Genomic DNA, 13,278 nt, shown 5'->3' on the forward strand with positions numbered 1-13,278 from the left:
ATAATTTTGAAAAAAAAATAGTGAAAAGGGAACTCGTGAAAGTAAAAAGAATACATACTACATAAATATTTTCAGTATATTTGGAGGAGTTTTTATGAAGAAAAAGAATTTGTTATCGATCACTGCATCAACTTTACTGCTTACATTTTGTATAGGGGGAGTTAATACTGCCGAGGCAGCTGGAACACCAAAGTTTCAAATGCCTTTTCCTTGTGGACAGAAATGGGAAGGACAAACTCGTTCTAATCATAGTCCAGCAAATTCTGTTGATTTTAACCGAGCAAACGATGAAGGAGATACTGTTGTAGCATCTGCTTCTGGCACAGTATCAAGAGTAGAAAATGAGGGAAATAGAAGTTATGGAAAATGGATTGAGATCAATCATGGAAACGGTTGGACTACTCGCTATGCACACTTAAGTACACAAAGCGTTAAAAAAGGACAAAAAGTTACGATAGGGCAAAAAATTGGAAATGTGGGCAATACAGGGGGATCAACTGGTGCTCATCTTCATTTTGAACAACGTTATCAGGGACAAGTCAAAAAAATTTCATTTAACGGCTCTCAAATTCATTATTGGGGTACAAAATCCTATACAAGTAAGAATAGTTGCAAAAAATAAGAGAATCTCAGATACATCTCGATAACTTAAGGAATTTTTTATATCTTTACAAAGGTTTTCGCGCAGTGCAAATTTATATTGTATAAGCAAATCAGTTTTTATTAATTACATATGGAGGTGTTGGTAATGAAAAAGTATTTTTCTCTATTAATTGCATCCATAATTACTATCTTCACAGTATTTGTACCTGTAACTAATGCTGCTACTCTTGCATCAGTAACATCTAAGCATTCGGATAATTCAACGAAAAGTTTAGATATTACTGGGACAGGAAAGTACATGAAACTGACATGTACATATTATGGTAAGACTACAGCGATGGCCTCGGATGGTTCTTGTAGTTTATATAAGAAGACCTCTCCCACAACTATTGAGCTTGTTGTAGATTTACATGTTGGAGGTTGCTATGGCTCTATAACGGAAAACACGGATGTATGGTTGGAGAAAGAAGCTTCATATATAATTCAAGCTGATGTTAGTAGTTTTGCTGATCCGAAATCATCTATAACTGCTACAATTCAAGATTTATAGAAAATAGTTATGCCCCCTTACAACTTAGGCAAGGGGGTATTTAGATTTTCCATCAAAATATTTAGTTCTATTGCAAGATATCTACCAAACTTGGACGTACTGTTAGGGTTAGAAAATTTTCATTTTGAGGTTATCTAAAAGGTTCTGGTGCAAAAATGTTAGTTAGAAACATAGAGTAGCAATTTATTCTTCATCCCTATCTTATGAAGCTAAGCCAAACAATTTATGAATAAATTGTTTCTGGTTTTGGACAGACTTGTCCGGTAAAACAAGTTGTCCTTTTTTCATCATATGCACGGCTTCAACACCACTCAATATAAAGATTACTGTCTTAAATGACTTAAATCCTAACATAGAACGAACTCGCCTTTTAATAAACCGGTGGTCTTGTTCCACTATATTATTGAGATATTTAATTTGCCTTAGCTTTATAGCTTCAGGCATATGTTTCTCTTCTTTCAACTCTTGAATCGCTACAGGATAGGCAGGGTTCTTATCTACTGTTATTACACGCGGTTTAGAAATATACGAAAAAGCCAAGGCTTTCTTGAAAAAGCGCTTGGCTGCTTGTTTATCTCTTGATTCACTTAGATAAAAATCAATTGTATTCCCTTCTGAATCCACGGCACGATATAAGTACATCCATTGACTTTTTACTTTAATATAAGTTTCATCGACTCTCCACGAGTCATTTGTTGGCTTAAGATGACGCCGTACTCGCTCATCTAATTCAGGACCATACTGGTGAACACATCGCATAATCGTTGTGTGAGCAATAGACAAACCCCGTTCCTCCATCTTCCTAGAGTAGTAGTATCAGTATGTCCAAGTTTTATAGATTTATTGTAATTATCCTGAAGTTTTTGCACCAGAACCTTCTTTGATATCCTGGGTGTTGTCTATGAGTATAGTGGATTGAAAAAACAAAAGAAAATCGCATAATTTTTTAAAGTTCTGTTAATCTAGTTTTATTTGGCATGCTTATTTTTAAGGAAACAAAGTATTTTAAAAGTTTTTTAGTTTATTTGAACAAAAGTTCATGTTGTTTCCGTTCCTAAGTTGATGGGCATGTGGCGGTACCCCAATCAGAGGAAAACAGAATAGATCGTAGTGATTACCTCTATTTGTCTTGCGTTTTTAACTATGGGCTGGATAGTTACGAAGAAGAAAAGATTAGGCGACTATACCTAATCCTTTTCCTTTTTATCATTACATTTGCTTTGTATATCGAGTTATTTTCATAGAATCTTGGTTAAATAATTGCAAATTCTTTTTATCATAGTTTTGTACTTTGTACTTAAGGTCTTTATGAATAACTTCTGCTTCCTGACCATTTACAAATTGTTTGTCGATATGTAATCGTAACTCTTTGGATGGAACATCATAAGTCCATGTACCTTCAATGTGGTTACCTTTCTTTGGATAATCTCCATATAGGTAAACTTCAAACTGTTTTGGATTACCACCTTTTAAGATAAGAGAAGGTTGGAAACCGTTTTTCGTTTCAAAACCCCAGTTAGCAATTAACTCTGTTCCATCTACTACGTTCTTTTCTACTGCTTCAAGGTTAGTACCTTCTTTATTATCCAACTCGTTTAATTGAGCTTCTGTTATTGCTCTGTTAGGAGAGCCTTCTGTGAAACCAAGTTCTTTTATGAATTTAAACCAGTACTCGTCACCTTTCTTGATTTCATTATCAGACTCTTCTAGTAATTCTTTATCAGTTCTACCCCCTTTAGGCATTTCTTTTCTAGAAAATACTTCTTTCGATAGTTTCATTGCCTTTGAGAAGTGTTCCATTGAACTCTCTACATCTTTATGGACGTCTGCATACTCTTTAGGAGGGTCAACTTCATTAAACATATCAATTGTTCTTTCGAGTCGTTTAATTCTATCTATAATCGCTTCCCTTGTAGTAGTGTTATCCGAGATATGACTCAGTTCATTGTTGTATGCTTTAAAGTCATCTTCCAAATACTTACAATAAGCATTGATATCTCGTTTATAAAACTCAGCAGGTACTTTATGAGTTTTAGCTACTTTCTTCGATTCTTGTTTCTCTTCTTGCTTGGCTTCGGCTTTTTCTTTTATCTTGTCTTCCCCACCACACCCTGTTAAGAGTATGATAGGGAGTGCTATGGATAATACCTTGTTCGGTTTCATAACATATACCCCTTTAATATTTTAATAAGCTTTTATACAGTAACCTCTACCTTATAAATGGATTTTTCTGCAATGGCATGCAAATGTCTCGTTTCCCACAACATAATAAATGATTAGATTAACTCAACAAATTTTGTTTGTTACAAATTCAAGTTATCTTGTGATAAAAACGTAGAAAATGCTTCAACTACTGCTTAGGAATCTAATCTAATAATTATGCGAACATCACCCATTTCCAGAAAAAAACCACAATTACCATTATAACATTTCCAATAAAAGACTAATGAGTTTTTATAAAATTGGAGTCTTAATTTGAATAAATTTTGTAACTACTCAGTTACTCTGTAAAAAAAGAAAGAAAAGCATTTTTTTAAAATGGGCGAGAGGGACTGGCGATGCATAGAAGCGGTCAGTTCCTTTTTCTGCCACGCGCAAAGTTTTAAAACACAGAAATGTAGCGAGGTGTAGGGCCATTTTTATCTTTATGGCAGCAATTATACCCCTTACTAACCTTCTAAAAGCAATGTATAGCTGAGTAGTTACTGTAAAAAAATATAATTTTTCAAATAAGTAATTTAAATTATTAAAAGTAGTTAATATAAAAAAATTATGATAACTGCGCACTAACAGTAATAGTAAGTCCAAAACCTAAAACTAGAATAATCCAAGTCCAATATTTATTTCGAATGAAAAATAACGCAGAGTTATCTTTTATTTGAAGTCTTTCTCCGGTTTTTTCATCGACGAGTGTTCGTACACTATCAGATATAAACTTTTTAGTGAAAAAATAATTACTCATCGCTATAAATATAGTACAAAATATTCCATTAAAAATAAATCCAGGGTTATGTACCGTGTCCATTTGCAAAATACTAGAAAATATTCCACTTATCAGACTTCCTAAAATTAATGCTAAGACTACTAACAGTCCTTTACCTCTCCAAATAATCATTACAGTGACTCCTTTCAATTTCTAAATAATGGGACATGCATATTACATTATATTACTTTATGGAAAAGTTTCTTATCAACTATCACACTGGTATTACAGAAAAAGTTGAAGTTTATGACTTGAACAAAGGAAACTAGTGGATCTAATCCATTTGTTGGTTCATCTAAGCGTACGAAATTCGCGAAATGTTGGTGCTAAAATGGTGAATCCCTTATTTCATTATTTTTCTTCTTTATTCTAATTTTTTAAGTTTAAAAAGGGGTAGGACGTACATTTTAACGTTTTTATACGCTAAGGGATTCCCAAAACTCCATAACACGGGTTGAATTGAGAATTTGATTTAAAGATGAGTTTTGAGACACTATTTAAGTTCTTTTCAGCACCTTTTACATTGAAGTGCATTTGTCTCAAATATCTACTGGTGATATCGCTTAGAGTAGTAAAATCAACGTTTTCTCATGTCGAATTTTGCTTAGCGTATATTTTCGTTAAAATGTTGGCGGTACCCCTAAATCATAGTACACCTCAAATCACTTTAAAATACATTGGGATCAATAAAGAAAAAAAGATAATATTCTTGATACATTCCTTATTTAATTCCTTTAAAAAATAACTAAAAAAAGAATTAACATTTAAAATGCTAGTTCTTTTTTTCTAATTAAAATATTAAATTAACATTAAAGAATTCAACATAAATTCAAAATTATATTTAACACTAATTATTTATATCGATAGGTACCGCATTTAGCACTACACCAACAGGTCCTAATTTTTCAATCAATTTTTTTGTCTTACCATATGGAAACTTCTTCACTAATGTAAAGGGAAGATTTTTCGAGCCTTTTAATAGATCTCCTGTTGAAATATCAATTGCTAGTACACTTTTTATCTTTACTAAATCTTTTAATCCCCCATTAGGAGTTTCTACTAACACTATATTACACGTATCAGGGAATTCCACTTCTATTTTCTGTATTTTTTCATTTAAACATCCTGTATTTACCCACTCACTAAAATCTAAAGTAATTACAGTAGCATGATTTGAATCCATATCACCAGAATCAACAACCAATACTTCTTTTGCATCTGCACCTTGCAACATTAAAAAAACATTACCACTACCATCATCACCCATAGAAACATAACCATTTGCATATTCAGTTACTTCCCAGGTCTCATTTCGTTCTATAATATCCTCAGTACCATAAATCGTTAAACCTCCACCAATCGAAAAACCATTTGTATATTTCAATAAATCTTTATATACATTAGGTAATTTTATTTTCATCACATCTTCTAATCCTTGAATTTCAATATCATTTGCTGGATTATTTTTTATTAAACCAGGAATTCTAGATAAATTTATTATTTTTTACAAAACCTCCCAAACCATCGAAATATTTATAAGCATCCGCCAATACCTTTCTTGGTTCCGTTGCAAAGTTTTTTAAATGAAGCTAAACTGTAGGGAAGATGTGTTGAGGAGAATGAGACATGAGATATTTTAAAGGAAAACAGTTCAAGAAAGACATTATTTTAGTAGCCGTTGGCTATTACTGTCGTTTTTCTTTAAGCTATCGTGATGTATCTGAGATTCTCAAGGAACTCGGTGTGTCAGTTCATCCAACAACAATCATGCGTTGGGTTCATGAATATGGCAATCTAATCTATCAAATGTGGAAGAAGAAAAACAAATCAGCACTCCATGCTTGGCATTTGGATGAGACGTATATCAAAGTCAAAGGAGAATGGTGTTATTTATATCGTGCCATTGATAGTGATGGACATACACTGGACTTTCAACTTCGAAAAACACGTAATCATCAAGCTGCTTATGCCTTTATGAAAAGACTGGTAAAACATTTTGGAGAACCATCGGTTCTTACGACAGACAAGGCCCCAGCTTTACTTTGTGCATTCAAAAAATTACAGAAAGCCGATTATTATACACATACCAAACACTGTACCATTAAACATCGTAATAATCTCATTGAACAAGATCATCGACATGTCAAACGCCGGTTTGTGAAATCAGCTGGATTTCACACTCTTCGTCATGCTTCTCGTACAATCAAAGGAATCGAAACGATTCAGGCTATATATAAACAGAGGCGAAATCTTCAAACAGATTTCGCCTTTTCAGTGTACAATGAATTACAACAATTAATGGCCACTGCATAAGTAGTTTTCCTTATTTATCCACTCGTTTATGCTTTTTTCAAACTTTGCAACAGAATCAAATTTCTCTTTCCTCATAATCGTCTAATATTCCTAGAATTTTCGAAGCCTTTGAGTCCATGCGGTTAACTCCTATCAATTATTTTAGAACTTAACTAATCTCAGTTTGTAACTCCATTCCAAACATCGACATCATTATCATCTAAAATGGCTTTAATTTTATCTTTCTCAAAAACTACCAGATATTCATAAGGTAAGGCTAAAACTTGAATAATTGAAGGTCTAATTTTTAGTAGCTGATATGCGTAAAATGCTTCTAATTCACCTTCAGTTTCTTCGGTTTCATCGACAGGACCGATATACCAACCAGAATCACCTTTGTCACAATCCCTAGCTCTTTGTAAATAAACCTCATCTAGTTGTAACACATTTTTTGAAGTCACTATTTTATCGCTAAACTTTATTATTTCACCATCAATATTTAACTGACGTAAACAATGTACTTGTTCTAATTGCACCCATAAAGCAATTGTTAGATCATCTGTAGTATCCTTAAATGGATTTTTTGTATAATCTGGGGCAATAATGTGATACCCATCTTCACGTTTGGATAGAACAAAAATAGACCAACCAACTTGTATAGAAAATCCATCAACTAATTTGTTATCTTCTACTTTAGTTAGCAAATACAATAACTTTTCTATCTGGGGGCTTAAATGTTCTTCTGCTGTAGCTATTATTTTTTTACCACCTATATTTTTAACTATTGTTTTCAATGGATTGTAACCTCTCTTTTATTGATTTTTTCAAAGCTTCTCTAGCCACTGCTTCACGTTCTAACATTTCTAGTCTTATAATTTCGGGAACCTTACCGTATTTAGGGTGCCCCGGCCATGTACTCCAATCTTTTGCATTCTTAGAAGCATTTGTTGGTTTTCCAAGTCCAACAAAGTTTACATCCATATTAAGCACTTCTATTTGTTGTTCTCTCGGTAATAGGTCAAAACCTTCCATGTCCGTTATTTCTTTCATTGAAACAATATGGTCAGCTTCAAGTTTTTCGACTTCATAACCATATACAGGGTCAACTTTGGGTACATCTGTATTTACGCTTTTTCTTATCCTATTATTGGGTGTTCTCTTCCTTAAATCTTTATATTCCTCTTTTGAAACCGCAAATTGATTTAATAAGTCTTTCGCTTCTTGGTATGCCCCACCAAGTTCATATTTTATAGAACTTCCTCCAACATCAGCATAAGCAAAACGGTTTCCAGTGTTCAACTTAAAATCATTTAATACATTTCTATATGCAGCAGAATTAGTAATAAACGACTTTCCTTTTGCTAGGTTGCCAGCGATTGCTACCTTCCCTGCTTGTCCTGCTTTACTAAGACCTTTATCACCAATAAAACCTGTTAATAATGATGCTACACCATAGGCAGCATAGTGCTCTCTACTTTCCATATCTCCGTTCCAGAAATCATTAATGAATGAATCTGATAAAGCATTCCATGCAGCAGGAAGTGTTTCTTTATAATTAATAATTGCATCTCGCATGTTTAACCACGTTTCTTTATCGCCTAAAGCTACGAATCCTTCCCATGCATCTACAGCACCATCTACAAAACCTGTAGAAATACCAGTCCATGCATCACTTAGATCCTTTTTATCTCTTTCCCAAGCTTTCTCGAAGTCAGATTTAGGCGGAAGTTTACCGCACATTGCACCTTCTTCAATTAAATTTGTAGCCTGACGTGCCCTCTCTTCTTCTATTGCTTGAATAGACGTTGCCCATTCCATATCCAACCCTTGTGTACTAAATGTACCACTTGCAGGACTAAAACCTTTTCCACTTTGTACTTCTGCAAGCCCCGTAGCAATACTAGCGGCTAGTTGGAGTGCTGTATCATAATTACTACTAGAAGTATAATTGAATTCATGCAGGTGTTCTAACTTTTCTTGCAGTTTCCGTTTCATCATATCAAAAATACCCATCATCGCTTGCATAGCTGGAAGGACATTACTAATCCCTTCAACACCTGCTCTCATTCGGTCAATCCCTTGGATTTGTTCTAATATTTCTTGTTCGTTTACATCTGTCGAAGCGACTTGCGATTGAAATTGACTTGGAAAGGCATCATTCTGACGGATTAACTCTTCACATAAATAAATAATCCCTTGTGCTAAAGGACGAAATGTCTGTGCAAAGTAGGCTTTTGCACTATCGTAAGTTTGCCCCTGCAAAACAGTATCACCCGTAAAAACGTCAATCGACTGAATAGCTTGTTCCATACCTTGAATGGTAGCGGTACATACAGCGTTCATACTTTGCGTTTGGGTATGTACTTCTCCTAGATACATATTTAAACTCAAAAATCCCCCTCCTTAATAAGTAAATCATACCAATTCAAGGAGAATGTTGTAAGGATAAGTTTCTAATTACATCCAGAAATCATCAAAATCTACATTGTAACCTTTTCTTTTCAAAGCCTTAACTATCTTCTGTCCATTCCCTAAAGATGGCTTATACTCATTCGATCGAGAAATACGACTAATTGTATTTTGATTTACTCCGCTCCATTCCTTCAAATCTGTTTGAGATATCTCGTTTCTTCGCAAAAATTTACCGAATTTAGACAGCGGCTTCCCTAGTCCAAACACTTTAAACACTCCTGTTCTGACGAAATTATTTGTTCTTATCTTCGCCGAAGTTTATTTTTTTTAAACAAAAGTGTTAATAATGAGCAAGCTGTATAGAATACCTTTTACCATACCAAGCGAATTACGATTCACTGTTCCAAATCGATAGCCTTTTAAAACTTCGCTTCACCTATTCCGAATAGAATTCTTTCACAGAATGATGCTTCAGACATTGCGAGATTACTATTTTCAATGATTCATAGCTATTATTCTCTCTTCTAATCTTTAGGGACTGTTTTTGCCAAAACATACATGAGGGGTGGTGCAGACCTTTGATATTTGAGTTAGTAAGTTCGGCTGCTGTTGGCGGTGTAATTCTATTCTCAAAAATGCATCAAAAAGGCGCGACAAATGACGCTTCAAAGATACAACGTATTTGCGCTAATTGTGGATTGCGAGTTAAAGAAGGAAGAGACATTAAAACAATACAACTGCTCCGTAAGACGAGAAATGAATGGGGCGTGGAATATGCATATAGGATTCCTCTTGGTCTTAGCTTCTCCGATTTTGAACAAAAGATACAGCATTTAGAGGATGGATTGAATCATAAAAGCAAAGTTTACGATTTTAAGCTATCAGACTTCAAAACTCTTCGTTTGAGAAGAGATATCTTGAAACAAATACAAAACATCATAAACAAGAAAAGATGTGTTAGAAAGGAAATAGAGCTGTCCTACGATGGATTGTTAAAAATACGAGTCTACGAAAAAGGAATTCCTGATTTTGTGAAGTTTGAAGAGGATATGATGAAGCGATGCAGAGGATGGGAAGTTCCAATCGGATTTACCAGAGATGGATTAATAAAACACGACTTCGATAAAATCGCGCACATGATCTCAGCAGGGATGACTGACATGGGTAAATCAAATGTATTAAAGCTTATAATTACATCACTCGTACGCAATCAACCAGAGAATACAAAGCTATTCCTTATTGATTTGAAGGGTGGTCTATCTTTTAACCGATATCGATTCTTAAACCAAGTCGAATCAATTGCGAAAAACCCACAAGAAGCCCTTGAGACTCTAAGGGAATTGCAAAAGAAACTGAATGGTAGAAACGAATACTTACTAGAAAACGGATACGAAGATATAAAAGAAGCTGGGGACCCAACGAGGTACTTTGTAATAGTGGATGAGGCAGCCGACATGACGCCATATCAGGAGTGTAAGGACATTATTGTTGATATAGGAAGACGAGGGAGGGCAGCAGGGTTTCGCTTGGTATACGCAACTCAATATCCGACTAATGAAGCTTTACCATCGCAGCTCCGTCAAAATATTGGTACCCGTGTATGCTTCAGATTACAAACCGAAGCAGGGAGCCGTGCTGTACTGGATGAAGGAGGAGCAGAAAGTCTTCCCAACATCAAGGGAAGGGCTATATACCAAACGAATGAGAAGAAGGTCTTACAGACTGTTTATATCGATAATAAGCAGATTGATAACATCATAAAGCCACATATCAACATTAGAGCGAGAAAGGAGCATGAAGATGCAAAAGTTAGCAATGAAAGAACAACGCTTAGAAAGCATTCTCTCGAGCTTGAAGAGATTGGGATTTTTGACTAGGAAGCAAATACAGGTATTACATGATCTTGGCGGTGACAGAAATGCATCTCGTGTAATGAAGGAACTTGAAGAATATGTATCTAGCTTTCGCTATGGAGAAAAAGTCTTTTATCTCAATAAAGAAGGACGCGAGCGTATTGGAAGTAAGAAGATTCTTAAGCGAACTAATCAATTTCGCCACTACATTATGCGTAATGATATCTATATCGCTTATGAATGCCCTAAGACGTGGAAGCAGGAAGTGAAGATGAATGTGAAAGGTGTTGTTTCGATTATAGCGGATGCACTTTTTACCGAAAACGGAAAATACCACATTGTAGAAGTGGATCATGAGCAGAAGATGAGTGCGAACCGTGTGAAGATGCAGAAATACAGAAAGCTAATTGATTGCAAAGTATTTGAAAAGCCACCTAAATTTATCTGGTACACCACGACAGAATACCGTAGGAAAAACCTGCAAAAGCTTTGCGAGGGATTAGATTGCAACATATTTACCGTTACGGATTTCCATTAAAAATAGGGAGATGGTCCATATGGCAACTGAGACGATGAGCATAAAGGACTTTATGAGCGGAAATTATGGAGCGAAGAAAAAGTGGAGCTTGTTCAAAAAGAAGGCAAAAAAATACGCACCTGTGGCGGTGCGTATTGGTCTTGTGATCGGTAGTGCTATTATATTCAGTCAAATTATAGATATTCCTCATGCTTTTGCGTCAGGGTCAGAACCAGATGTGAATGAAGTATTTAAAGATGTTCAATCAAGTGATGGAAAGATAAAGAACTATATAGATGGTCAACTTTATAACCGTATTGTAAACGCATTTGAGCCAGTTATTTTCCTGATTAAAGCGGTCTCGTATCCTATAGCATCCGTTGTAGCGTTATGCGGTGGGTTGTTTATTATGGTTGGTAGCCAGGAACGAGGATTCTCGCTAATATCTCGTGCCGGAATCGGTTATATTGTAGTCCAAATGATACCATTGTTTATGAGGTTGTTAGTTGAAATTGCTAAAGCGATTTAGTCCTACAGTTGTAGGGCTTTTTTATTTATATCCAAGATATAAGAATACTCACATATCGTTATTATCAGAAGATATATCTTAACTAAACATTTGAAATTAATAGTTTTATATTTATAAAAATGTAATATATTTACATTCGATAGAAGTGACAGTATGCTAAAGTAGCAAGTTATAAAACTATTAAAGGGGGCTTTTTTATGTTAAAGAAATTAGTAGTTGGGGCATTAGCGACAGGGATTGTGTTATCTGGAGGAGCAGGAGTATTCGCTGCTGAGGATACGACAATTAAATCTTCAACAGTCAAAATCTCAGAAACTAGAGAGCTCGGATCGAGCGCTGCTCAAGCGGCTGTTCGTATTTATAACGGAAATGTAGAATTTTATGTTAATGGTTTAGAAAGTACATTTGAACAACCGAAGTATTATAGAGTAGTATGGTCAACTGAGTTTGCTGGAAAATATGGACCAAGTCAAAGCTCCATATTAGCATCAGCATTAGCGCCTGCCAAAGGGTATGGATATAGCAATTCAGTAAGACAAGATGTTCCATTATGGCAAATTAGTAATAAGGTTTCAAAAGGAAAAACAGTATACGCTTATGTACAGTTGAATAGTACAAGCGGTGAATGGTGGCCTGCTGGAAGTGCTACGGTTCAATAAGTAAACAAATTGTTTAGATAGTAAGCAATATTTATGATATGACTAAAAAGCTTAATACAAAATAAAAAAAGCCCTAATCGGGGCTTTTTTCTTTGCAGGAAATTCCTAATCATCATGGAATACTGGGTTCCGTTGCAAAGTTTTTTAAATGAAGCTAAACTGTAGGGAAGATGTGTTGAGGAGAATGAGACATGAGATATTTTAAAGGAAAACAGTTCAAGAAAGACATTATTTTAGTAGCCGTTGGCTATTACTGTCGTTTTTCTTTAAGCTATCGTGATGTATCTGAGATTCTCAAGGAACTCGGTGTGTCAGTTCATCCAACAACAATCATGCGTTGGGTTCATGAATATGGCAATCTAATCTATCAAATGTGGAAGAAGAAAAACAAATCAGCACTCCATGCTTGGCATTTGGATGAGACGTATATCAAAGTCAAAGGAGAATGGTGTTATTTATATCGTGCCATTGATAGTGATGGACATACACTGGACTTTCAACTTCGAAAAACACGTAATCATCAAGCTGCTTATGCCTTTATGAAAAGACTGGTAAAACATTTTGGAGAACCATCGGTTCTTACGACAGACAAGGCCCCAGCTTTACTTTGTGCATTCAAAAAATTACAGAAAGCCGATTATTATACACATACCAAACACTGTACCATTAAACATCGTAATAATCTCATTGAACAAGATCATCGACATGTCAAACGCCGGTTTGTGAAATCAGCTGGATTTCACACTCTTCGTCATGCTTCTCGTACAATCAAAGGAATCGAAACGATTCAGGCTATATATAAACAGAGGCGAAATCTTCAAACAGATTTCGCCTTTTCAGTGTACAATGAATTACAACAATTAATGGCCACTGCATAAGT

14 protein-coding genes and 1 pseudogene are annotated in these 13,278 nt (G+C 35.0%); 8 read left to right on the forward strand and 7 right to left on the reverse strand.

The annotated features are described in order from the left end of the window. The first annotated feature begins 94 nt into the window (after positions 1-94). A complete protein-coding gene (locus DJ93_RS27515) occupies positions 95-622 on the forward strand; it encodes a M23 family metallopeptidase (protein ID WP_042984603.1) in 528 nt (175 codons plus the stop codon). Between the two features lie 120 nt (positions 623-742). Next, a complete protein-coding gene (locus tag DJ93_RS27520; RefSeq protein WP_142920672.1) occupies positions 743-1,153 on the forward strand; it encodes a hypothetical protein in 411 nt (136 codons plus the stop codon). 201 nt (positions 1,154-1,354) lie between these two features. On the opposite strand, the pseudogene DJ93_RS27525 reads toward DJ93_RS27520, so the two are convergent. The 4 genes and pseudogenes from DJ93_RS27525 to DJ93_RS27540 all read right to left on the reverse strand — a co-directional run. Then, positions 1,355-1,951: pseudogene (locus DJ93_RS27525) on the reverse strand (IS6 family transposase); the annotation flags it as partial. Positions 1,952-2,362: 411 nt separating this feature from the next. Then, on the reverse strand, positions 2,363-3,316 hold the full coding sequence (locus DJ93_RS27530) for a DUF3994 domain-containing protein (RefSeq protein WP_042984606.1): 954 nt from the start codon (positions 3,314-3,316) through the stop codon (positions 2,363-2,365). A 607-nt stretch (positions 3,317-3,923) separates the two neighbouring features. Beyond that, on the reverse strand, positions 3,924-4,268 hold the full coding sequence (locus tag DJ93_RS27535; protein WP_042984607.1) for a hypothetical protein: 345 nt from the start codon (positions 4,266-4,268) through the stop codon (positions 3,924-3,926). A 715-nt stretch (positions 4,269-4,983) separates the two neighbouring features. Further along, positions 4,984-5,637 (reverse strand): SMI1/KNR4 family protein, encoded by a 654-nt coding sequence (locus DJ93_RS27540; protein ID WP_042984608.1) that lies wholly within the window; start codon positions 5,635-5,637, stop codon positions 4,984-4,986. A gap of 125 nt (positions 5,638-5,762) precedes the next feature. Between DJ93_RS27540 and DJ93_RS27545 the strand changes: the two genes are divergently transcribed. Continuing rightward, on the forward strand, positions 5,763-6,449 hold the full coding sequence (locus tag DJ93_RS27545) for an IS6 family transposase (RefSeq protein WP_042984610.1): 687 nt from the start codon (positions 5,763-5,765) through the stop codon (positions 6,447-6,449). Between the two features lie 158 nt (positions 6,450-6,607). On the opposite strand, the gene DJ93_RS27550 is transcribed toward DJ93_RS27545, so the two are convergent. The 3 genes from DJ93_RS27550 to DJ93_RS27560 all read right to left on the reverse strand — a co-directional run bounded on the left by DJ93_RS27550 (position 6,608) and on the right by DJ93_RS27560 (position 9,107). Next, positions 6,608-7,222: an immunity protein Imm33 domain-containing protein gene (locus DJ93_RS27550; protein WP_042984611.1), complete on the reverse strand. Its 615-nt coding sequence runs from the start codon at positions 7,220-7,222 to the stop codon at positions 6,608-6,610. Then, on the reverse strand, positions 7,206-8,819 hold the full coding sequence (locus tag DJ93_RS27555; protein WP_042984612.1) for a T7SS effector LXG polymorphic toxin: 1,614 nt from the start codon (positions 8,817-8,819) through the stop codon (positions 7,206-7,208). Before DJ93_RS27555 ends, DJ93_RS27550 begins: the two co-directional genes overlap by 17 nt. A gap of 66 nt (positions 8,820-8,885) precedes the next feature. Then, positions 8,886-9,107, reverse strand: a complete 222-nt coding sequence (locus DJ93_RS27560) for a helix-turn-helix domain-containing protein (RefSeq protein ID WP_042984614.1) — start codon at positions 9,105-9,107, stop codon at positions 8,886-8,888. 311 nt (positions 9,108-9,418) lie between these two features. Between DJ93_RS27560 and DJ93_RS27565 the strand changes: the two genes are divergently transcribed. The 5 genes from DJ93_RS27565 to DJ93_RS27585 all read left to right on the forward strand — a co-directional run bounded on the left by DJ93_RS27565 (position 9,419) and on the right by DJ93_RS27585 (position 13,276). Further along, on the forward strand, positions 9,419-10,717 hold the full coding sequence (locus DJ93_RS27565; protein WP_042984616.1) for an FtsK/SpoIIIE domain-containing protein: 1,299 nt from the start codon (positions 9,419-9,421) through the stop codon (positions 10,715-10,717). Beyond that, entirely contained in the window at positions 10,656-11,231 is a 576-nt protein-coding gene (locus DJ93_RS27570) for a replication-relaxation family protein (RefSeq protein ID WP_080743757.1), read from the forward strand. The genes DJ93_RS27565 and DJ93_RS27570 overlap by 62 nt, the downstream gene beginning before the upstream one ends. Positions 11,232-11,250: 19 nt before the next feature. Then, positions 11,251-11,739, forward strand: coding sequence for a hypothetical protein (locus tag DJ93_RS27575; RefSeq protein ID WP_042984617.1), 489 nt, complete (start codon positions 11,251-11,253; stop codon positions 11,737-11,739). 197 nt (positions 11,740-11,936) lie between these two features. Then, positions 11,937-12,398, forward strand: a complete 462-nt coding sequence (locus DJ93_RS33455) for a hypothetical protein (RefSeq protein ID WP_042984620.1) — start codon at positions 11,937-11,939, stop codon at positions 12,396-12,398. Between the two features lie 191 nt (positions 12,399-12,589). Next, positions 12,590-13,276, forward strand: coding sequence for an IS6 family transposase (locus DJ93_RS27585; protein WP_042984610.1), 687 nt, complete (start codon positions 12,590-12,592; stop codon positions 13,274-13,276). The last annotated feature ends 2 nt before the right edge of the window (positions 13,277-13,278 follow it).

The organism is Bacillus clarus (genome assembly GCF_000746925.1).
In the GTDB taxonomy this organism is placed as follows: Bacteria; Bacillota; Bacilli; order Bacillales; family Bacillaceae_G; genus Bacillus_A; species Bacillus_A clarus.

Bases quoted from the DNA above. Each gene is read 5' to 3' on its own strand.
- DJ93_RS27515 (WP_042984603.1), top strand. From the start codon at position 95: ATGAAGAAAAAGAATTTGTTATCGATCACTGCATCAACTTTACTGCTT.
- DJ93_RS27530 (WP_042984606.1), bottom strand. From the start codon at position 3,316: ATGAAACCGAACAAGGTATTATCCATAGCACTCCCTATCATACTCTTA.
- DJ93_RS27535 (WP_042984607.1), bottom strand. From the start codon at position 4,268: ATGATTATTTGGAGAGGTAAAGGACTGTTAGTAGTCTTAGCATTAATT.
- DJ93_RS27545 (WP_042984610.1), top strand. From the start codon at position 5,763: ATGAGATATTTTAAAGGAAAACAGTTCAAGAAAGACATTATTTTAGTA.
- DJ93_RS27570 (WP_080743757.1), top strand. From the start codon at position 10,656: ATGAAAGAACAACGCTTAGAAAGCATTCTCTCGAGCTTGAAGAGATTG.
- DJ93_RS27575 (WP_042984617.1), top strand. From the start codon at position 11,251: ATGGCAACTGAGACGATGAGCATAAAGGACTTTATGAGCGGAAATTAT.
- DJ93_RS33455 (WP_042984620.1), top strand. From the start codon at position 11,937: ATGTTAAAGAAATTAGTAGTTGGGGCATTAGCGACAGGGATTGTGTTA.
- DJ93_RS27585 (WP_042984610.1), top strand. From the start codon at position 12,590: ATGAGATATTTTAAAGGAAAACAGTTCAAGAAAGACATTATTTTAGTA.